The following is a 19,668-nucleotide window of genomic DNA, read 5'->3' as shown; positions in this document are numbered from 1 at the left end:
GGGTGTCGTGTGTCTTGCCTTGATTTGTCGGGTAACGTCAGGAGCAAAAACGGGAAACGCTATCGGGAGGTAGAAAGGAATGGAAATGGGGTATAAGGGTTATAACAGGTGGACGTCCGCTTAAAAAGGAATTTCTTGTGACATGCCGGGTATGGCATATAACTGGAGAGACGACCTTGCGGAATAAAGCCCCCGAAACCGGCTTTGCAGGTTCGGAGGCTTGTGCCGCATGAGGCTATTTATCAGCGTTTGCCGTGCGCCTGTCCCAGAAGATAGTCTTGCAGGGATTGGTAGCGGTTTTGAATATTAGCGTTTTCATTGAAACCGTTCAGGCAATGAAGCAATGCTTTTTCGAGCGTGATGTATCGGCGGCTGAAAGTCTGTACGTTATCCAAGCAACAGGCTTCCAAAGCGTATTTGAACGGTGCAAAATTTTCAGGTTCTTTCCGAATCCGCACATGCCACAGGAAGAACAACTGAATCGTGAAACTGTCGGATTCACCTGCTTTCATCAAATGTTCTTCATCGAGCAACCGTCGGACAAGCTCCGGGGTAAGCTGGCAATCATTTTTCCGGTAATACATGCGTTTTGCCGTATTATAGGCTGCAAACTGTTCGATGTCCTGTGCCGTCAGCCTGTATACTTCCGAGTAAAATGCACGTACTTCTTTACCTGTAACAACGATTTTCTCGTCTCCGAACTCGTATTCATACGCTTTTTCATCGGAGATTTCCTCTTCTGTTAAGGTCTTGAACCCGTAACATTCCGTTACGATGAACGGTTCTTTTCCGAACTCCGCCAGAGATTCGAGGGCATGGAGGCTGTTGCAGGAGAAGAACATGTCGTTTCCAATACTTTCACCGCTTTCCAGCAGCCGGATTTTTACGTCTTCGGAATCGTTGGTGTACTTCCATACTATCCGACAACTTGCATAATGGGGCTTCCTGCCGTTCGCCTCGACAAATCCGGCAAATCCGCTCTTGATGGCGGCCTTTGTCTTCTCTACATCCGTCAGGACGCTTCGTGCCTTACAGGTTTCGCACCGGCCGAATTGCAAAGAATCGTCGGAAATTTCCGTTATCACTTTGGTGTTGGGGTTTACTGTGGCTTCGCATACTACCTGCGTACCGCCACATCGTGTACATATTATACTCATATCTTGTCAAGATTAAAAATTAATATATCTTTCTATCCGCTATATTGAACTTGTCGATAAGGTTCAGCCAATGGCTGCAATTCCTTTTCAACAAAACAATTTATCCAGATTCTGCTTAAAGCGTAGCATTAGGCGACACTTCCCATCGCATTTACGAACCGACCCCATATAGGCGCATTGACCGCTTGTTTCATCAAACAAAAAACATGACTGCCGGAATGCCTCAAAAATTCTTATCTTAACCTGTTCGTCCAGAACTTTCCCTTCCATAATTTGATTACCATTTGCGTGCATAATACATAAAAGTTAAATTAAACTCCGAGTTATTTATTTCCCTCCTCTCGGAAGCTTTTCAGCTTTCCTTGCCGGGAGAGATTTTACATGCAGATCAGACAGCGGGGAAAGGACGGGAAGGCAAGCAAACAGCCGGGGATTTCACGGAATACCCAACCCGACAGGCGCAGCAAGGAGGGAACTGAAAGGACATCTTCGATTTGGGAAGGCTGCCGGGCAAATCCACGAGCGGTTAGCATGGCGGTACTTGACACCGGACGACCGCTGTACCTTTGCATGGGAAAATCCAACCGGCGAGAAAGTGGCGGAAACGAGATAAGGGAAAGAAGGAGATACGATAGTGGAGTAAAAGGGGAAGAAGCCGGACTGTATAAAAAAGCCGGAACATTGGCTAAAAAAGGAGGTCGTTCCGTGGAAACGGCGTACAGAGAAAGTCCTCTCGAACTTTTACTGTCCGAGAGGGCTTATCGTCTACTCTATAAAATGGTAATGGGCATTTTGGCATTCTCCGTTCGATTGTGTCTTTTGCAAAACGTCATCGACGCTGGAATATCGGCTAAAACAGCCGTTATATATCTGCTTGCCGTCGAGCGTTATCCGTTGCAGGTAACAGCCGCATACTCCGTCACGGCTACGGTCAGCGACAAAATAGAACACGATACCGTTGCTGTACGACAATCGCAATTCCGTATAGTTTATCTCGGTTTTGGGCTGTTCGGTCGGCAGACGGGTATTGAAATAACCCGTAGCCAGCATGACCTGTCCGGCGAAACGCATGGCTTCTGCCCGATATTTTTTCATGGCCGAAGCCACGGGGCTTTCGTCCCGACCGTTTCCGACAAACGATGCGGGCAGGCTTCTGTTCCTGTAAGACAGTTTGAACATGCCGACCTCTTCCTGCACCACGGGCAGGCCGACAGCTTCGTACTCCTCTTTCGTCATTTCGATGAAACGTGTGCGTTCCTCGTCCAGATAGAGGCGGTAAGCGGGTTTCACCCGCTCCCGCTTCTCTTCATATTCCGCCTGTTCCCGTGCGTTCATGCAGTTATAAACGTGTCGGGACACTCTCCGCACCGCATTGACGAAAGTCGGGCTTTTGCATATCCCGAAATGCCGGGCGAAGTCGGGTACAGTCCCGATAAAGCCGTACTCTTTCCAATGATAGGTTCTCATGGCTGTCTGTCCGATTTAATCCACGACCACATATTCATTGATACTGCAGCAAGAATCGGGGTTTTCCTGCGCCCATTCTTCAAACAGAGCCTTGGCATCCTGTTCCGAGCGGACGGTTTTTCCTGCGACCTCGCCAAGCCACGCAAACAGGCTCTCCCTGTCGGCAAAATATTCGCAGAAGTATTTGCCTTTGGCAGTACATAAATCGACTATGTATTTGTCGGTAAAATACTTGCCTTCGCTGTCGTTGGTCTCGTAGAAGCCCATTCCCGGCTCTTCGGTCTGGTAATAATAACGGAGCGATGGGAATTTCTCGCACACGAGGTCGAATGTCTCGTTGCATGGCCCCCATGCCGTCTCCGTCGTAAAGCGGAGGGTTTCGCCCACCATTTCGAGGTTTGCCCAATCTCCCCGACAACTCACCTTGTCCCAGTCCTTGCCCAAGGCATCCACAAGACACCCCAGCCATGATGTCCCGAAGCCGTTTTTCACGGCAGGCGTTTTTCTGTCCTGCAAATCTTTCATCAACTCATAGAGGCTTTTGATTTCCTGCGCGTCGCCCTCTATCACATACGCTGTTGAACACCAGTTTGGCATAATCGTTAATTTTTATTCGTTAAACTTTTTCTTCCCTTTTTTCGGAAGCTGTTCCGGCTTCCTTATCGGGATAGATTTTACATGCAGGCCAGACAGCGGGAAAATGAGGAAAAGGCAAGGAAACCGCCGGGGATTGAACGGAATACCCAACCCGACAGCGCAGCACGGCGGGGACCGAAAGGTCATCTTCGATTTGGGAAGGCTGCCGGGCAAATCCGCGAGCCGGTTAGCGGAGCGGTACTTGACGACCGAATGACGCTGTACCTTCGCATGGGAAAATCACACCGACAAGGGAGTGCGGCAGGGAGCGATAAGAACGAGAATAAATAAAAAGGAGAGGTGAACGGGATATAACGGGTATAGAATATGGACTTGAAAAGGAAATTTTTCGGTATAATTATAATAAGGTGTTTCCGGACACGAGGCCGGGTAGCCGTCTTGTCTCTGCCATAACCGAAAGGTCCAGCGAACAATGAATAACGCAGCATCGTTCAGCAGTCAGAAACAGTAACTATGCCGTCGTACTGATTTACGACAATGCCGATAAAATAAGGAAAAGCCGAAAAGAGGGGCTTGCCTTCTTTCCGGCTTTTCGTGAAAGTCCTATTATCCGGGCTTCCCGTTATTCTATACGGTCCAGCCTGCGGACTTCTCTTGAATCGTCCACAGACGGGCATAAAGCCCCTCGTGCCGCATCAGTTCGTCGTGCGTGCCTTGTTCTTTTACCCGTCCGTCTTCCAGAACGACGATCCGGTCCGCATTCATGATCGTCTTAAGCTTGTGGGCGATGACGATGACGGTGCGTCCCTTGATAAGCGTGTCGATGGCTTTCTGCACCTCCACCTCGTTTTCCGGGTCGAGCGATGCGGTCGCCTCGTCCAGCAGGATAATCGGCGCATCCTTCAAGATGGCGCGGGCGATGGATATGCGCTGTTTCTCGCCGCCGGACAGCGTGCAACCGCCCTCACCCACCATCGTGTCGTATCCCTGCGGCAGGCGCATGATGAAATCGTGGCAGCAGGCTTTCTCGGCTGCCGCGATGATCTCCTCGTCCGTCGCACCGGGCTTTCCGAAACGGATATTGTCGCGTATCGTGTCCTGAAACAGATAGACGTCCTGGAACACCATCGAGATGCGGCTCATCAGACTTTCAGGTTCTATATCTTTCATCGGAACGCCATCGAAAAGGACACGCCCCTGCTGCGGGTCGTAGAATCGGGCGCAAAGTTTCATCACCGTACTTTTCCCGCTCCCCGAAGGACCGACGAGAGCCGTCAGCGTGTTTCTCGGAAACGCGATGGAAACGTCCTGAAGCACCTTCTTGTCCTGATAGGCGAACGACACATGCTCGAACCGGATGTCGCCGGTGGCCGGCGCCTGCCGTTCGCCTTCCATCTCCGGCTCGTTCATCAGCGTGAGAATACGCCCTCCGGCAATGGAGAAGTAGCGGAACTCCGCAAAGTTGGTCAGCGCCGAAGTCAGCGGGTCGAACACGCGCGAGCCGACCACGAGGAACAGCACGAAGACGAGCAGCGAGAGTTCGCCTCCCAACAGCAGGTAGGTTCCGCACAGCACCATCAGGGTCAGTCCGGCCCGCACCAATGTAATGCTCAGCAGCACGAAAGGCCCCAGCATGGCTTCCTGACGGATACAGGCACGGCGCAGTTCCGCAAAAGCATCGCGCAGGCGGACAAAGCGGTCGCCCAGCAGGTTGTAGGCTTTCATCACGCGAATGCCCTGCAAGTATTCCTCCAAGCGGTTCCCGGCATTGATTTTGGCTTGTATCTGCCTGCCGCTCAACTTTTTCTGCACACTCGTGCTCATCCATAGGACAAGCAAGGCGACCGGCAGTGCGGCGAACATGGCAACGGCCATCCGCCAGTCGATCCATACCAGCGAGAGGAATGCCAGCACGGGCATGACGACGGCTCCCATCAGTTGGGGCAAATGGTGGGAAATGCCCGTCTCGGCCATCGTGAAATCGGTAACGAGCATGGACGAAAGATCGCCGGGGTCGCGCCGGGAAAGAAATCCGAGAGAGAGTTTCCGCAGATGTTCCGCCAGTGCAATGCGCCCCGACGCACTCATTTCGTAGGCTCCTCTGAAATTGGCCCGGTAGGAGGCCCGTTCGGCCAAAGCCATCACCAGCATATAGACAGCCAATATGCCGAAAATGCACCACAGTCTTGCCGTGTCGAGCGGTCGTCCGCTGCCGTCGAACGCGGCGAAGATGATGCGCACCGCCTCGATGGAGAGGCAGAAAGGTATGATGTTGACCAGATTGGCGAGCATGGTATAGCCCACGGGCTTGTAAAGACGTTCCGTATGGCCTATCGTAATGTTTTTAATCGCATTCATGTTCCACTCCTTTCATTTATGTGCGACGATATGCAGTTCTTCTTTTTTCTGAATTACCCGGATGTCGGAAAAGCCGGCTTGGGACAGCAACTGTTTCAGTTCTTCGGCTCCGTACACCGTCATTCCCTTTATCCGCTCCGTCCACGCCTTTCCGAGTTCGGGGTCGCTCGCTTCCAGACTGATGAGAAAGCAGCCCCCTTTCCGGATCACGCGGAAGACTTCGGCCAGCGCCTTGCTGACGGAAGACCAGAAATAGACGGTCTCGAAGGCCGTAACGGCATCGAAGGCCCCGTCCCCGTAAGGCAGGGAGCAGACATCGCCCTGCTGTATGAAACATCGGCGGTCCAGTTCTCCCGCATTGTGCCTGCGGGCGAAGGCGACGCTCTCCTCCGACAGGTCCATGCCGTAAACTTTTCCCTGCGGACACAGCTTCAGCAGACGCTTCACGTTGGCGCCGCCCCCGCATCCGATGTCCAGCACATTCCATTCCGGCCGCCAGTCCACCTGTTTCATGCCGCGATGGGCCAGCGAAGCGTGGAAACAGTTCATTCCCCGCAAAATCATCCGTCCCCAGAATCCCTGCGGACAACTCGTATTCTGTAAAATATCGTTCAAGAAACTATTCTTTTTCATATCTCCGTATTCAATTTTTGTTCAACTTCCAATGATAAGCGCTCGTATAGGCATCCCACATGTTCTTGTAGAGCCCCTCGGCGACGGATAAGTCGTCGTGCTGGCCCTGCTGTACGATCCGTCCCTGCTGCAAGACCACGATGTTGTCCGCCGAGACGATGGACGACAGCCGGTGGGCGATAATAATCACGGTCTTGCCTTTTATCAGGGATTGAAGGGCCTGCTGCATCTTGTATTCGTTCTCCGGATCGGCGAAGGCCGTGGCTTCGTCCAGTACCAGTATCGGCGCATTCTTCAGAATGGCGCGGGCCACGCATACCCGCTGCGCCTCGCCGCCCGACAGATACACGCCCTCGTCGCCTATTCTCGTCTCGTAGCCTTGCGGCAGCCGCTCGATGAACTCGTGGCACTGGGCGGCTTTGGCCGCCGCCACGACCGTTTCTTTCGTTGCGGCGGGGGAACCGACGGCGATGTTCTCGTACAGCGTGTCGTAGAACAGGAACGTATCCTGAAAGACGAATGAAACGGTATCCATCAACTGCGTCGTAGCGATGTTCTTGATGTTCACGCCACCGATGAGAATCTCGCCCTGCTCCACGTCCCAGAAACGGGGAATCAGGTTCGCGACGGTGGACTTGCCGCTTCCCGAAGGCCCCACGAGCGCCGTAATCCGGCCTTGCGGCGCCGTGAAGCAAACATCGCGCAGCGCCTCGGTACGTGTGCCCTGTTCCGTATTTTCGTAGGAGAATGACACGTGGCGGAACTCCACCTCATACGACTGCGGCACTTCGGGGTGTTCCGGTTCGGGAACGGGCTTTTTCTCCAGAATGCGGTCGATACGCGCCACGCCTTCGTCGATCTCCTTGGTGTTTCCGCCCAGGAACGTCAGTTTGTAGATGGGCGAAGCCACACCCGGTCCCATGATGATGAAAAACAGCCATACGGCGGCCAATGCGAGCGACTGCGGATTCCCTTGTATCAGCAGGATACCCACGGGAAGAATGAACGTCACCATCGAACCCAGCAGGACGGTGAACGCGATCATCCCGTTCTGGTAGGTGTCGCAGCATTTCAGGGCGAACGTCTTGTAAGCCTGTATCTCGGCGTTGAACTGCCGGAACGAGCGGACGCTCTGTCCGAATATCTTCACCACGGGCATTCCCCTGACGTACTGCACGGCGGAGGCGCTCATCTTTTCCTGCGCATCATAGTAAATACTCATGAACTCCCGTGCCTTCTTCCCCATGAAATTGGAGAATTGCAGGGCGAAGCTCAACAGCACCACGGCCAGACAGACCGCCGTCAGCCATGTATCCAGCGAGAAAAAGATGACGAGCATCACCACGACCGTCGCCACTACGTTCACCAAATCGGGAATCGTGTGGGCGATGAATCCCTCGATTTTCTCGATGTTCTGCTCCATCGTCTTCTTGATGGCTCCGGTAGAGGTGTTGTTGAGATAACCCAGCGACAGCTTGCCGATATGCTCGGACAGCCGGACACGCAATCCGTACAGAATGCGGAATGCAGCCACGTGCGAGGACATCAGGGCGGCGTACAGCAGCACCAGTCCGCCGATAAGCCCGCAGAAGGCGATCCAGCCCCAACGAATCATGCCGGCTTCGTCCACCGAAGCCGGGCTTGTACCGTGCGTCAGCAGCTCTTTCAACACCTCGTACACCGCCCAATAGGGTACGAGCATACACACGGCGCTGCCTGCCGACAGCAGACCCGCCAGAAAAAGCAGCCCTTTCTTCTGCCCCGCGATCTCGAACAGGCGGGACAGACCTTCTTTCTTCTTTTCTTTTGTTTCCATATATTGAATTTTATCCGATTCTCTCTATCCGTTGTTGGTAAATTCCTGTAAATCTTCCGGCCGGATTACAACAGCCCCGTCAGCCGCTCCCCGCTCTTTTGTCAGCCGGAAATCGCAGCACGAAGCACCGTGTGCCAATGTGCGGGTCCGTGTCAGCCGGATACCGAGTACATCGTGTGTGATATAATCATTCACGCAGAAATAGGGAAAAAAGCACTCGACGCCAATACGGGAACAGAGTTCGGCGACCGGGCACCGGGCAATGTCCATACCGACATCGAACGTATCGTCCGCATTCGGCAACACGCAATCGAACAGCCAATCGTCCTCTGTGGAAACATGCGAAGCGGAAGCGATGCGACGCACATAGTCGGGCGAACACAACATTTCGCGTATTTCCGAAATTTTTTCAGAAGGGATACTCGACAACGTGAGCTTTTTCAATGCTTTCTGCGTAACAATGGAAAGTTCTGCCGGACTCCATCCTCTGGCCGACAGTTCTTGCCACAGACCGATCTCATAGGCTATACCGATAATGTTTTTCACCCATGGTGATGTCGGCGGGACATCCGGAATGATTGCGGAGATACGATGAAAATTCTCGACAGCCGCTTCCATCACGGAATCAACGGATTCGACCGACAAACGGGATGCCAGTTCTTCCCTGAAAAATTCTTCGAACCGTTCCAACATTGGGAGATAAGGTTCAATCGTCGTCTCTTTCATCTTTCATGGAGAATTGCCGCCGTGTCACGGGAATTCGATACGATTTCATATCCCAACATCGAACTGAACTTGTAGCACAGCCGCGTCATCCGTCCCAATATTTGCCCGAAGAAGAAGCCCCAGCGCGGACGGAAAAACTTCATGTAATTGGCCTGTTCCAAAAGGCGTAGGCGGGGTTCCCATTGTTCTACCAGACGCCCGTCGCTCAGACCGGAGCGGATTTGCGCCTCGTGTTCACGGAGCGAATCGGGTTTCACTCCGTGACGGCTCATCATCGTACCGCAGACGTCGAACCACAGTTCGCCGCCCCCGAAACGCTCGGCCACATGGTGCAGAAATGTTTTTACCTGCTTTTCATAGAAATACATCAGCACGCCTTCGACCACGAAGATGAAATGCGCATCGGGATGCCGGCGACGCAGGTCGTCCAGCCAGCCGGCATCCAGCAGGGAGGCCGCAATGTAGGGGTTGCCCGGCTGCTCCGGAATCAGCTCGCGGCGCAGCGCGATGACTTCCGGCAGGTCCATGTCGTAGAATACGGCCTTCCCGTCGCCGATACGCTGGAAACGGGTGTCCAGACCACAGCCCACATTCACCACCACCGCATCGGCGTGCTTCCCTATGAAGCGGCGCACGGCACGGTCGAAAAACCACCCGCGCACGACGCAGCCGACCTCGCTCAACTTCGCCCCGTCGAAACGGGAGTAGTCGTATTCCAGACTGTCCACCAGCCCCTCCGCAACCTTGTCGTTCAGAATCGGGTTCTTTCGGCGGCTCTCTTTCGCCCTGTAATAGAGCGGAATGAGCAATGTCTCGGCGACAATGCTCTCGAATTTATGTCTCTGTTTCATTTGTTATGATATTTATTAATGAACGATATTCAGATTTGTTCACGAATAAAAAAAGAGGAAACCTTTGTGAAGATTTCCTCTTTTCCCGCTGCCCCGTTACGGCAGCTTGTCCGTATGTGTCTTTTCTATCTGTCATACCTTGATAATGGCCCTCCAACCTTGAATTTCAAACAGAATATAGTCATGCAGAATGGATTCCATTTCCTGTTTGGGCACCGCGTGCATCAACAGCTCCTCGAACAGCGTGAACATCCACACCGTATGCAGGTGAATGATAAAATCGGACACAGCCGTATTTATATTCGGGTACTTCTTCTTCATGGCGGCGAACCATGCCTTGACCAGCCCGGTCGAACGGTCGGTGTAGCTTTCGCGAAAATGTTCCAGCGAAGAGCCTTGGGCACGGAACAACAGGATCTCCAGCAGGCTGCGATGCGTTTCGATGAGCGAAACGTATTCGTCGATACAGGCTTTCAGGTATTTTTCGGAACGCATCGTCATCACGTCCTCGCCGCGTATGCCGTGATGCTCCTGCAACATGGCTTCCATAGCGTGCAGGACGGGACGGACCACTTCACAGAACAATTCGTCCTTGTTCCGGAAATAATTATATATGTTCCCCACACCGACACCGACGGCTCCGGCAATCTCGCGCATGGAGGTCTTGGAATACCCCTGCTGCCCGAATCGCTGTTCGGCGACTGCCAATATGCGGCCGCGTATGTCTTCTTTGAGTACCTGCATAAATAATGAACGATGTTTCCGTTTATATTTTTGCAAAAGTACGGGGTTTGAATTTACTGGACAATACCTATTTATGGTGATTTTACATGATTGAAATAAGGGAAAAGCAGGTATTACCGGAGGTAGCGAAATACCTTGTCTATATCCTTGTCTATATCCGAAAGGAAAAGTCATATTGTTCATTGAAAAGGAGAAAGTCTCATAGATTATAATTACTTTTGTACATAAAACCCAAAGAATCAAATATAAAATGGCAAAGATTACAGTAAAAGACACAAGTGTCACAATTATATCAGTCAACGAGAATGATTATATCAGCCTGACAGACATAGCAAGATACAAAAGCGATGACCCGACTGCGGTTATCGGGAACTGGCTGCGTAACCGGAATACAATAGAATATCTGGGTATTTGGGAGAGTTTGTACAACCCGAGTTTTAAACCCCTCGAATTCGAGGGGTTTAAAAAGGAAGCCGGGCTGAACGCCTTTACCTTATCACCGACAAAATGGATAAGTACGACAAACGCAATAGGCATACTCTCCAAATCGGGACGCTACGGCGGCACTTACGCTCACAAGGATATAGCATTTAAGTTTGCAAGCTGGATTTCCGTTGAATTTGAACTGTATATTATAAAGGAGTTCCAACGATTAAAGACCGAGGAACAACAGCAACTCGGTTGGTCAGCCAAACGGGAACTGTCGAAAATCAACTACCGCATACATACCGATGCCATAAAACAGAACCTTATCCCGGCAGAGGTAACCGCCAAACAAGCCAGTATTATCTATGCCGATGAAGCCGATATGCTGAATGTGGCGATGTTCGGTATGACCGCCAAGATGTGGCGTGAGCAACACCCCGAACTGAAAGGGAATATCCGGGACTATGCCACAATCAATGAGCTTATTTGCCTCTCAAATATGGAAAACCTCAATGCAGTATTTATAGACCAAGGTATTCCGCAGGGTGAGCGGTTGATTAAACTCAATCAGATAGCCATTCAACAGATGAGAATATTGGGAACTGGCGGCAGCGAACGCAAGTTATTAAAGTAGATGAGTCTCTATCAGAATTTGTGCCGAGTACGTGATGAACAATACACTATCAAACCATGACGAATAAAGATGAAATGACAATGAACTCTGATAAAAACGCCTATTTTCTATCGCTTCCGGAGATAACCGAATTATCCGTTCCTCCTAAAACGATATTGTTGGAAGAAGGCAAGGTAGCCGACAGAATGTACCTGATCCGGAAAGGTTGCCTGCGCCTGTTTTTCAACAACGAAGGACGGGACATCACTTTCCAGTTCTTTTTCGAAGGGGATTTCGTCGCGTCATTCGACAGCCTGTATCAACGGACACCGAGCCTTTTTTCCCTGGAAAGCATAGAGCCGGCAGAACTGTCGGTTATGAAGCGGGAAGATTTTTTCAGAAACCTCGGACAGAAGCCCGCGCTACGGCAGATATATGAGGAAAAAATCATCGAACGCTTCCATGTTTATCAGCGGCTCTTCCTTTCCCGCATAAAGAACACCCCCCAACAACGGTATGAAGAACTGCTGAAAGAACACCCCTCTATCATACAGCGGATTCCCCAGCATTATATTGCCTCCTATTTGGGGATTACTTCTGTTTCCCTGTCGAGGATCAGAAACAGGCGATAGTTCATTTCTTTACATTTGTTATCGTCCGGTTCCAGTCGAAGATGCGAACTTTGCCGCATCTATTAAAACCGAAAGACAGATGAAAAAGATTTTTATAATAGACTGGAGCCTGATTCCCGTGTTTGTCCTGTCCGCATACTCCGGAATCGAATTGCATGTGGCCGACTATGAAGGCAATCACGAGGTATGGCATAATTGGGCAGTTTTCCATGTCCTGACGAGCCTGCTGTTCCTCATGGCCTCCATATTTCATATAGCGACGCATTGGGGCTGGTACAAGGGAACTGCCAAGAACGGAATAGGCCGGAAAAGCAAGGTCACGGCGGTACTGTCGGTCCTGTTCCTGTCCGTGGTTCTGACCGGATTTGCCCTGTTAGGCATAGAAGGAGCAGGTTCCCCGGTCGGGCAATGTCATTTTTGGGCAGGAATCGTTACAACTGTCCTTTCTATCGGCCATATACTGAAACGCCTTCCGTTGCTACGCAAATCATTGAAATAAGCACAACCTATTCAACGGACAACTTCCGGACAAAGCGTTCTTACAGAAATCGGGGTACTTATTACAAATGCGGCTTCTTGCTTACTGTCGAGAAGACCGCATTTTTCTTTATTTTTCGGCATATCATTCGATTTCAGCATTGCTCGTCCAACCATTTGGGGCATCCGGTCCATTCGTTGCCCCTTCAAATCCGGCATCAGAGAATGGCTGTTGTCATAGGCACCGACTTCATGCAGTTCCACGAATGAGGCATTTCCTCCGTAACGGTTTATGTTTTTCACGAGCTTACGGCCTGTCCGGAGAAAACATACGTGCCAGTTTTTCCCGACGAGATTCCGAAAAGACATTAAAATAGTTGAAGAATAAAATGTTACGCATACAATTATGTACAGAATCCTTTCATTTCGAACCATCATGCCTTATTTATACCGGACGGGGGCAATGTCGCTCCCGTAAAATAATTAAGGATTATGATAATAGGTTATTTAAGGGTCAGCACGGGCAAACAGAACCCGGCTAACCAACAAGACGAGATCCGGCGTTTCGCCGACAGTAGAAATCTTTCCGTCAGCCAGTGGGTGACGGAGGTCGCCAGCGGCAAGAAGAAGGGGTGCGACCGCAAATTAGGGGGACTGATACGGCGCATGAAACGGGGCGACACGCTGATTGTCACGGAAGTTTCGCGGCTAAGCCGCACGCTGACGGACCTCATGGCCATCATGGGCAAGTGTCTGGAGAAGGGAATCAACCTTTACACAACCAAGGAGGGGTATTCGTTCGACAACTCCATCAACAGCAAGGTACTTTGTTTCGCGTTCGGTCTGGTAGCGGAAATTGAACGCAACCTGATTTCGATGCGCACGAAGGAGGCTCTCGCCCTCCGGAAAGCCGAGGGTGTCGTCCTTGGTCGGAAAAAAGGCAGCTACACGAAAATGAACGTGCTGATCGAAAACCGAAAGGTCATCGTTGGCATGTTGAAGCGGAACTGTACGATTGCCGATATATGCAGGCGTTTCGACATTTCGCGGGATACATTCATGAAATTCCGTAGCCGCTATAAGGAAATAGATAAGGCCATGAAAGAGAAAGAGATAAGACGGAAAGGGGAGTTGCAAAAACGGAGGGTATGATTTTACGTTGGTTTAATCGTTGGTTAAATCGTTCGTTTTCAGCCACAAAATTACAAAAACACGAATTATCCACAAAAAAAATCTGCAAAAAATTGCGTTTCAGTTCTTTGAGTAGGACAAATTTTCCCGGAGTGTCCGAATAATACGACCTTTTTTCCGATAGTCTTTTTAACGAACAAATAAATCGGCATAACTGACAGTTATCCGGCTGATTATTTGTTGGTTCGGTGCTTTTTTACCTCTAAAGAAAGAAGCACGGCACGGACAAACGTACAGAGATTGAATAAATAGCTGATATAAATAAATTGGCATAGACAGAATTATGACAATGAAACGAATACTGTTATTATTTCTTTTATTCTGCGGCGGGTATGTTCATGCGCAAGAGTTGGACTCGGCCCGTATCCATTACCGGCAGGGCCACAGGGAAGTGGACATGCTCTTCCGGGACAACCGCGCGGAACTGGAGCGTTTTATCCGCACCCTGCGTGAAGAACACGGTGCGGACCGCCTTGAAAGCGTCGTGATACGCTCGTGGGCATCGCCCGAAGGTGTGAACCGTCTCAACGGGGTGCTGTCAGAGCGCAGGGCCGACTCCCTGAAATCCTATCTCGTGCGCCACGCCGGAATCCCCGACAGTTTGATCTGCATACATGGAGAAGGTATTGCGTGGGACATGCTGCGCCAAATGGTCGCCGCCTCGGACATATTATACAAGGAAGAGGTGCTGCATATCCTTGACCATACGCCCGTATGGGTGTTCGACAAGGCAGGTCGCGTAGTGGACGGACGCAAGAAACAGCTCATGGACCTGCGGGGCGGTATGCCGTACACCTACATGCTGGAGAATTTCTTTCCCGAACTGCGCTCCAGCCTCTCGGTGGCCTGCTACCGGAAACCCGAACCGCCCGTAAAAGTCATTTCCCAAAAAGAGACGAAAGTGAAAGAGCCGGAACCGGCCCTGCAACCCGATAGCGTGGCGGAACCGGCCTCCGAGCCGGCAACGGTGCGGAAGGAAGCGACCGTGCAACCGCATAGACCGACAGTACAGCGGTTGGCCGTTAAGACCAACCTGCTCTACGATGCGATACTGATGCCTTCGCTCGAAGTGGAGTACCGTATCGCCGACCGTTGGACGGTGAACCTCGAAGGCGACATGGCATGGTGGAATAATGACGGCAAGCACAAATGTTACCAAGTAGCTACAATCAGCCCGGAGGGACGCTGGTGGTTCGGACAGAAGCAAGGCAGCCCGTGGCACGGCCACTACCTCGGCGTGTTCGGCGGCTTCACGTGGTACGACCTTGAAAACGGCAAAGAGGGCTATCAGGGCGAGGCCGAAATGGTGGGTGTCAGCTACGGCTACATGTTCCCCATCGGACGGCGGCTCTCGCTGGAAGCCGGTATCGGTCTGGGGTACATGCACAGCAAGTACGAAGAATATCTTCCCATCGACGGGCACTACGTGTACCAGCAGACAAACCGAATGAATTACTTCGGTCCGTTGAAACTGAAGTTTGCCCTTGTGTGGCGGTTGTGGGATACCGATAAAAAGAAAGGAGGCGCACGATGAAAGCAACGCTACGATATACCCTCATGGGGCTTACGTTTGCAGGATTGACATTCCTTTCCACGAGCTGCCGGAAAGACCTGTGTTACGACCACGACGAGCATGGTCTTTCCGTGAAGGTGAATCTCTCTTCCGACTGGGAACAGGAATGGGAACGTACTTACGCCTATGACTGGGAAAAATTGTGGGAAGAGGACTGGAAGTACGACTATGAAGATTTGTGTCCTGCTCCGGCCGACGGAATACGTGTCCAAGTCTATACCAGCGACGGACAGCGTATAGAGAGCAATCTGCCCGATGAAGGAGGACGGATCGCCATGCCGGAAGGCACGCACGAACTGTTGTTCTACAACAATGATACGGAATATATCGTGTTCGATGGCGTGGCCGCTTCGGAATCCGCCACAGCCACCACACGCGGCGTGACCCGGAGTTCTTTCCATGAATTGCACGCGGGGGAACGTACCGTGAACCAGCCCGACATGCTTTACGGGGCATACATGGAAGAATACACGGCAGAAAAAACACTTGCCCCGACGGAGCTGCCGGTTACCTTGCGTCCATTGGTTTACACCTATATGATACGTTACGAGTTCGAAAGCGGACAACAATACGTGGCCTTGGCACGCGGAGCCTTGGCAGGCATGGCCGAAACGGTCTATCTGAACGATGGGCATACCGGAGAAACCGCAGCCACGGTAATGTTCGACTGTACGCTGGAAGATTACGGAGCGGAAGCGCTGGTACAGTCGTTCGGCGTACCCGACTATCCGGGTGAACATTACGGACGAAACGGTACGGACGGGCGAAGGTACAGCCTGAACTTGGAGGTGAGAATGGTGAACGGCAAGTTCAAGACCTTCGAGTTCGATGTCACAGACCAAGTGAAAGGACAACCACGGGGTGGCGTTATCGTCGTGAGCGGGCTGTCGATTTCCAACGACGAGGGGCTGGAAGGCGGAGGCAGCTTTGACGTAGATGTGGACGGCTGGGGAGAATGGGTGGACATACCGCTGCCCATTGACTGAAACGAATAAAACAACAGGTACTAAATAACCAAATTTTTAATTTAATTTTTTACATCTTATGAAGAAAAGTTTTTTTGTGCTTGGAGTGGCTGTAGCAGCACTGGCAAGCTGTACGAACGAAGAAGTTGTGGATATGCCGCAGAGCCGGGCGATCCAGTTCGGAACTTTCGTGAACCATTCAACGAGAAGTAGTGTGACTGAAACAACGGAGCAGAATCTTCAGAAGTTCTTCGTATTCGGAAACTATGATGATTCATGGACTTCCGTATATACCAATGTTCAGGTAGACGGAGGCACTGTAGGAGCGGAGGGGACGGTTTGGAATCCCACACAGACTGCTTATTGGATAAATGGCAAGAAGTACCGTTTTGGCGCTTACTCCAATGGTGGTAATAAAATTGAGAATGCAGAGTTTAATGCAACCTCTCGAGTGTTGACATTCCCAAATTACTCGGTAGACAATACGAAAGATTTGATTGTGGCTATACCCCAAGAGGTGACTGCAAAAGAAGCTAATAATGGTCCGGTAAACTTATCTTTCTACCATATGTTGTCGCAGGTGAAGTTCACGTTCAAGAACACGGACGCTTATGACTACACCATGAAAATCTCCGACATCAAGGTGAATGCAGTAAAAACAACTAATGTTACAGCGACTTATGCCGAAAGCGGGAAACCAGATATCAATTGGACTACTCAAAGTGTTTCAACAGAGGACTATGATTTCGGAGCATTAGGGGATATTGCCGAAGAATTTAAGGACGCTACCCACACTACGACCTGCTTTGTCATTCCACAAAGCAACGAAAATCTGGAAGTAACCTTTACCGCAACTTTCTATGATGCAGCAAATAAACAATTAAGTGAAAATCAGTTCAAAGGAAAATTGGCATATAAAGGCGATGTTAGCGGCACAGTACAGAACCAATGGACTGAAGGTTTCAAATATAACTATACAGTAGAAATCAACGGTAGCACGATTGATCCGGAGTTGAAGGAGCAGGTAATTGAGTTCAAAGTTATTGATGTAGATGAATGGGCTGACGCATCAAATAGTGATGTAACCCCGGAAAACGCCGGAGAGTAATCGCTTGCATCAATAGCCGAAAAGACATCACATCAGGCTATGAGGGGTTGAATGTCCCCTCATAGCCACTAACGGGAGTGTTGCTCCTTATTTACGCTACCGGTAGCGTCAGAAATAACCGGATATAAAGAAACAATGTATGATTATGAATAACAACCTATTCAAAACCTTGTTCATACCGGCTGTCGCCTGCCTGCTGGGAGCCTGTACGGAAAGCACGGGCCCGGACATGGAAACAAGCGGCAACAGCGGGGCGATCCGTTTTGCCGGTCCCGCCGTGACACGGGCCGCCATCGACGACGCGGACGGAATGTTGACCGATGGAAACTCGTTCAGCGTATGGGGGAACTACACCGACGGAACGGGCGGTACGGCCACGAGCGTGTTTAACGCCGAAAAAGTGACATACGTTTCCGGCATGTGGGGTTACGAGGGCACGAGATACTGGCTCCCCGGTAATACCTACGACTTCTACGCCCTTTATCCGTCTGTGGAAACGCTGGGCGATGCCGTGTCCTCCGCCACCTGCACGGACGGCACATTTACCGTCAAGGGCTTCGACGCCACGAAAGGACACGACCTGATGACGGCGAAAAAGACGGGTATCTCCGTCATGGCAGGCCAGACAGAGCCTCCCGGTCCGGTAGCCCTCAAATTCCAACATTTGCTGGCACGCATCACCTTTGCGGCACGCAGTGAGGGTGGCAACGCCACGGTACATTCCATCTCCCTTGAGGGGCTGGATGTCAAGGGAGATTACGACAGCGGCAAGGAACCCCTGTGGAGCAACACGGCAGAGGGAACCGTCAGCGTGGAGAAAGAGACTTCCGTAACTCCAGCCGGAAATGCGGACGTGTCGGGCGACCTGCTACTCATTCCGCAATCGCTCACGGACGGGGTGAAACTGACTGTCACCTACGATACCGATGCCGAGAGGGGAAAGACCGCTTCCTACACCTTGCCTGCCACCACCGTGAGCATGTGGGAGGCGGCGAACCATTACCGTTACTCGTTCACCCTCACCGGCGGAGGCTATATCGTGTTCGACCCGCCCACGGTCAACGCATGGAGCGACGCCATAGGCGGGAACGTAACCATCGACGTGACCCAATAACCCAATTATAAGCTATCTGTAACTTGACGATAAAATGAACATCCAAATGAAGCAACGATACATACTTCCGGCTCTCCTGCTTCTCTGCTCCGCCTGCCAGCAGGAGGAATGGGCGCAGCCCGAAGCCGACAGTCCCGACGCCATCCACTTTGCCGCCCCGGTCATTACCGTGGAGAAACTCACCCGGAGCACGTTCCACGACGCATTCCCCACCGGCGGCACGTTCGGCGTACTGGGCTACTGCGTGCCTTATCAGCGTGGCAGTAACACCGAAAAGGACTGGGCATCGGGCAGCGCGAACTGGGGTAACAAGAGCGGCAACGCCTTCCCCGACGTGTTCTTCAATCAAGCCGTCACCTACAACGGCTCGGCCTGCACTTATGACTATAATAACAGTGGCGGCCCGCGAAAATGGTACAACACGACGGAAAATCCGGCGGCGACCTCCCCCGACAGCTATCGGTACACCTTTTTCGCCTATTACCCGAAGGACGGTTTTACAGTGGAAAGTCCCGCCAGCGCCACCACACGGGGCGTGCCGAAACTGACGTTCACCATGCCGTTCGGCGAGACGGGCGATGTAGCGACTACCACGTTGAACGACATGCAGACACCCGACGCGATGGTTTCCGTCGTCTATAACCACCTGCGTACCACGGGGAACGTGGGCTTCAATTTCAGCCACATCATGACGGGCTTGGGCTTCGCCGTGAACAACTACAATTACGGAGATGAAAAGAAGGAAACTGTTACCGTCAAGCGTGTTACCTTGTCGGGCCACTTCACCCGCTCGATTACCATCGATTTCAGCAAGAATACCAACGAAGAGGGATTCTACACCTACAGCGGCACCTATCCCGGCACATACGAGATATATAACAACGAGACAGGGCTTGCAGTAGCTCCCAACAGTTCCGTCAGCCCGATAGGCGACAAGCACCTGCTTCTGTTGAGCAACGCCACGGACGGCACTTATTTCGGCAAGGACGTGGAGGTTTCCGTCGAATATACCTACAAAGGGGCGGATAAGACCGCTACAGCCGAACGTCCGACACAGTTCCAGCCCCGTGCGGGTGTCCGCTATACGGCGCAGCTCAACTTCGTGGGCGAAACCTTCGCGCTGAACTTTATTGCCGCCGATAACGAGTTCTGGGAAGACGGGGGCGACAGCGACGTCTCTATCCAATAAAACAACAACCGAAAACAGCATAAAGATGAAA

Annotated in this window: 20 protein-coding genes; 9 read left to right on the top strand and 11 right to left on the bottom strand. The window is 51.6% G+C overall.

What is annotated here, in order from left to right; all coding sequences use genetic code 11:
- Window positions 1-242: 242 nt before the first annotated feature.
- The 10 genes from AB5062_RS06730 to AB5062_RS06685 form a co-directional block, all read right to left on the bottom strand.
- A complete protein-coding gene (locus AB5062_RS06730; protein ID WP_007572000.1) occupies window positions 243-1,157 on the bottom strand; it encodes a hypothetical protein in 915 nt (304 codons plus the stop codon).
- 377 nt (window positions 1,158-1,534) lie between these two features.
- Window positions 1,535-1,729 (bottom strand): hypothetical protein, encoded by a 195-nt coding sequence (locus AB5062_RS06725; protein ID WP_007571998.1) that lies wholly within the window; start codon window positions 1,727-1,729, stop codon window positions 1,535-1,537.
- Window positions 1,730-1,922: 193 nt separating this feature from the next.
- Window positions 1,923-2,624 carry a hypothetical protein gene (locus tag AB5062_RS06720; RefSeq protein ID WP_225719306.1) on the bottom strand — a complete coding sequence of 234 codons (702 nt, stop codon included), beginning with the start codon at window positions 2,622-2,624 and terminating at the stop codon, window positions 1,923-1,925.
- A gap of 15 nt (window positions 2,625-2,639) precedes the next feature.
- Window positions 2,640-3,221 (bottom strand): hypothetical protein, encoded by a 582-nt coding sequence (locus tag AB5062_RS06715; RefSeq protein WP_007571996.1) that lies wholly within the window; start codon window positions 3,219-3,221, stop codon window positions 2,640-2,642.
- 627 nt (window positions 3,222-3,848) lie between these two features.
- Window positions 3,849-5,579 carry an ABC transporter ATP-binding protein gene (locus tag AB5062_RS06710; RefSeq protein ID WP_007571994.1) on the bottom strand — a complete coding sequence of 577 codons (1,731 nt, stop codon included), beginning with the start codon at window positions 5,577-5,579 and terminating at the stop codon, window positions 3,849-3,851.
- Between the two features lie 12 nt (window positions 5,580-5,591).
- Window positions 5,592-6,212 (bottom strand): class I SAM-dependent methyltransferase, encoded by a 621-nt coding sequence (locus AB5062_RS06705; protein WP_007571993.1) that lies wholly within the window; start codon window positions 6,210-6,212, stop codon window positions 5,592-5,594.
- Window positions 6,213-6,222: 10 nt separating this feature from the next.
- Window positions 6,223-8,028, bottom strand: a complete 1,806-nt coding sequence (locus tag AB5062_RS06700) for an ABC transporter ATP-binding protein (protein ID WP_007571990.1) — start codon at window positions 8,026-8,028, stop codon at window positions 6,223-6,225.
- A gap of 24 nt (window positions 8,029-8,052) precedes the next feature.
- A complete protein-coding gene (locus AB5062_RS06695) occupies window positions 8,053-8,754 on the bottom strand; it encodes an L-2-amino-thiazoline-4-carboxylic acid hydrolase (protein WP_007571988.1) in 702 nt (233 codons plus the stop codon).
- The gene (locus tag AB5062_RS06690) at window positions 8,751-9,605 is read right to left on the bottom strand and encodes a class I SAM-dependent methyltransferase (RefSeq protein WP_007571986.1); all 855 of its coding nucleotides are present in this window, start codon (window positions 9,603-9,605) and stop codon (window positions 8,751-8,753) included. Before AB5062_RS06690 ends, AB5062_RS06695 begins: the two co-directional genes overlap by 4 nt.
- Window positions 9,606-9,737: 132 nt before the next feature.
- The gene (locus AB5062_RS06685) at window positions 9,738-10,349 is read right to left on the bottom strand and encodes a TetR/AcrR family transcriptional regulator (protein ID WP_007571984.1); all 612 of its coding nucleotides are present in this window, start codon (window positions 10,347-10,349) and stop codon (window positions 9,738-9,740) included.
- Between the two features lie 250 nt (window positions 10,350-10,599).
- Here AB5062_RS06685 and AB5062_RS06680 point away from each other — a divergent pair, with 250 nt between their 5' ends.
- From AB5062_RS06680 to AB5062_RS06670, 3 genes are all read left to right on the top strand, one after another.
- Window positions 10,600-11,409, top strand: a complete 810-nt coding sequence (locus AB5062_RS06680) for a KilA-N domain-containing protein (RefSeq protein ID WP_007571983.1) — start codon at window positions 10,600-10,602, stop codon at window positions 11,407-11,409.
- Between the two features lie 56 nt (window positions 11,410-11,465).
- On the top strand, window positions 11,466-12,020 hold the full coding sequence (locus AB5062_RS06675) for a Crp/Fnr family transcriptional regulator (protein ID WP_007571982.1): 555 nt from the start codon (window positions 11,466-11,468) through the stop codon (window positions 12,018-12,020).
- A gap of 79 nt (window positions 12,021-12,099) precedes the next feature.
- Window positions 12,100-12,519 (top strand): DUF4405 domain-containing protein, encoded by a 420-nt coding sequence (locus AB5062_RS06670; RefSeq protein WP_007571980.1) that lies wholly within the window; start codon window positions 12,100-12,102, stop codon window positions 12,517-12,519.
- 11 nt (window positions 12,520-12,530) lie between these two features.
- Here AB5062_RS06670 and AB5062_RS06665 read toward each other — a convergent pair whose 3' ends face one another.
- The gene (locus AB5062_RS06665) at window positions 12,531-12,800 is read right to left on the bottom strand and encodes a hypothetical protein (RefSeq protein WP_225719305.1); all 270 of its coding nucleotides are present in this window, start codon (window positions 12,798-12,800) and stop codon (window positions 12,531-12,533) included.
- A gap of 189 nt (window positions 12,801-12,989) precedes the next feature.
- Here AB5062_RS06665 and AB5062_RS06660 point away from each other — a divergent pair, with 189 nt between their 5' ends.
- The 6 genes from AB5062_RS06660 to AB5062_RS06635 all read left to right on the top strand — a co-directional run bounded on the left by AB5062_RS06660 (window position 12,990) and on the right by AB5062_RS06635 (window position 19,637).
- Window positions 12,990-13,649, top strand: a complete 660-nt coding sequence (locus tag AB5062_RS06660; RefSeq protein WP_007571976.1) for a recombinase family protein — start codon at window positions 12,990-12,992, stop codon at window positions 13,647-13,649.
- 322 nt (window positions 13,650-13,971) lie between these two features.
- Entirely contained in the window at window positions 13,972-15,222 is a 1,251-nt protein-coding gene (locus AB5062_RS06655) for a DUF3575 domain-containing protein (protein WP_007571972.1), read from the top strand.
- The gene (locus tag AB5062_RS06650) at window positions 15,219-16,247 is read left to right on the top strand and encodes a DUF5119 domain-containing protein (protein WP_007571970.1); all 1,029 of its coding nucleotides are present in this window, start codon (window positions 15,219-15,221) and stop codon (window positions 16,245-16,247) included. Before AB5062_RS06655 ends, AB5062_RS06650 begins: the two co-directional genes overlap by 4 nt.
- Before the next feature lie 58 nt (window positions 16,248-16,305).
- Window positions 16,306-17,334, top strand: a complete 1,029-nt coding sequence (locus AB5062_RS06645) for a fimbrillin family protein (RefSeq protein ID WP_007571968.1) — start codon at window positions 16,306-16,308, stop codon at window positions 17,332-17,334.
- Between the two features lie 145 nt (window positions 17,335-17,479).
- On the top strand, window positions 17,480-18,448 hold the full coding sequence (locus AB5062_RS06640; RefSeq protein WP_225719302.1) for a fimbrillin family protein: 969 nt from the start codon (window positions 17,480-17,482) through the stop codon (window positions 18,446-18,448).
- A 46-nt stretch (window positions 18,449-18,494) separates the two neighbouring features.
- Window positions 18,495-19,637 carry a fimbrillin family protein gene (locus tag AB5062_RS06635; protein WP_225719301.1) on the top strand — a complete coding sequence of 381 codons (1,143 nt, stop codon included), beginning with the start codon at window positions 18,495-18,497 and terminating at the stop codon, window positions 19,635-19,637.
- Window positions 19,638-19,668 lie beyond the last annotated feature (31 nt).

The sequence above is a fragment of the Phocaeicola sp. RTP21359st1_B8_RTP21360_211022 genome, assembly GCF_040911965.1.
Lineage (GTDB): Bacteria > Bacteroidota > Bacteroidia > Bacteroidales > Bacteroidaceae > Phocaeicola > Phocaeicola vulgatus.
Note: the sequence above shows the minus strand (reverse complement) of the source record. Positions and strands in the feature narration are given on the sequence as shown.

Coding starts and splice junctions, on each gene's coding strand:
- AB5062_RS06730 (WP_007572000.1), bottom strand. CDS start 1,157: ATGAGTATAATATGTACACGATGTGGCGGTACGCAGGTAGTATGCGAA.
- AB5062_RS06725 (WP_007571998.1), bottom strand. CDS start 1,729: ATGCAAAGGTACAGCGGTCGTCCGGTGTCAAGTACCGCCATGCTAACC.
- AB5062_RS06720 (WP_225719306.1), bottom strand. CDS start 2,624: ATGAGAACCTATCATTGGAAAGAGTACGGCTTTATCGGGACTGTACCC.
- AB5062_RS06715 (WP_007571996.1), bottom strand. CDS start 3,221: ATGCCAAACTGGTGTTCAACAGCGTATGTGATAGAGGGCGACGCGCAG.
- AB5062_RS06710 (WP_007571994.1), bottom strand. CDS start 5,579: ATGAATGCGATTAAAAACATTACGATAGGCCATACGGAACGTCTTTAC.
- AB5062_RS06705 (WP_007571993.1), bottom strand. CDS start 6,212: ATGAAAAAGAATAGTTTCTTGAACGATATTTTACAGAATACGAGTTGT.
- AB5062_RS06700 (WP_007571990.1), bottom strand. CDS start 8,028: ATGGAAACAAAAGAAAAGAAGAAAGAAGGTCTGTCCCGCCTGTTCGAG.
- AB5062_RS06695 (WP_007571988.1), bottom strand. CDS start 8,754: ATGAAAGAGACGACGATTGAACCTTATCTCCCAATGTTGGAACGGTTC.
- AB5062_RS06690 (WP_007571986.1), bottom strand. CDS start 9,605: ATGAAACAGAGACATAAATTCGAGAGCATTGTCGCCGAGACATTGCTC.
- AB5062_RS06685 (WP_007571984.1), bottom strand. CDS start 10,349: ATGCAGGTACTCAAAGAAGACATACGCGGCCGCATATTGGCAGTCGCC.
- AB5062_RS06680 (WP_007571983.1), top strand. CDS start 10,600: ATGGCAAAGATTACAGTAAAAGACACAAGTGTCACAATTATATCAGTC.
- AB5062_RS06675 (WP_007571982.1), top strand. CDS start 11,466: ATGACGAATAAAGATGAAATGACAATGAACTCTGATAAAAACGCCTAT.
- AB5062_RS06670 (WP_007571980.1), top strand. CDS start 12,100: ATGAAAAAGATTTTTATAATAGACTGGAGCCTGATTCCCGTGTTTGTC.
- AB5062_RS06660 (WP_007571976.1), top strand. CDS start 12,990: ATGATAATAGGTTATTTAAGGGTCAGCACGGGCAAACAGAACCCGGCT.
- AB5062_RS06655 (WP_007571972.1), top strand. CDS start 13,972: ATGACAATGAAACGAATACTGTTATTATTTCTTTTATTCTGCGGCGGG.
- AB5062_RS06650 (WP_007571970.1), top strand. CDS start 15,219: ATGAAAGCAACGCTACGATATACCCTCATGGGGCTTACGTTTGCAGGA.
- AB5062_RS06645 (WP_007571968.1), top strand. CDS start 16,306: ATGAAGAAAAGTTTTTTTGTGCTTGGAGTGGCTGTAGCAGCACTGGCA.
- AB5062_RS06640 (WP_225719302.1), top strand. CDS start 17,480: ATGAATAACAACCTATTCAAAACCTTGTTCATACCGGCTGTCGCCTGC.
- AB5062_RS06635 (WP_225719301.1), top strand. CDS start 18,495: ATGAAGCAACGATACATACTTCCGGCTCTCCTGCTTCTCTGCTCCGCC.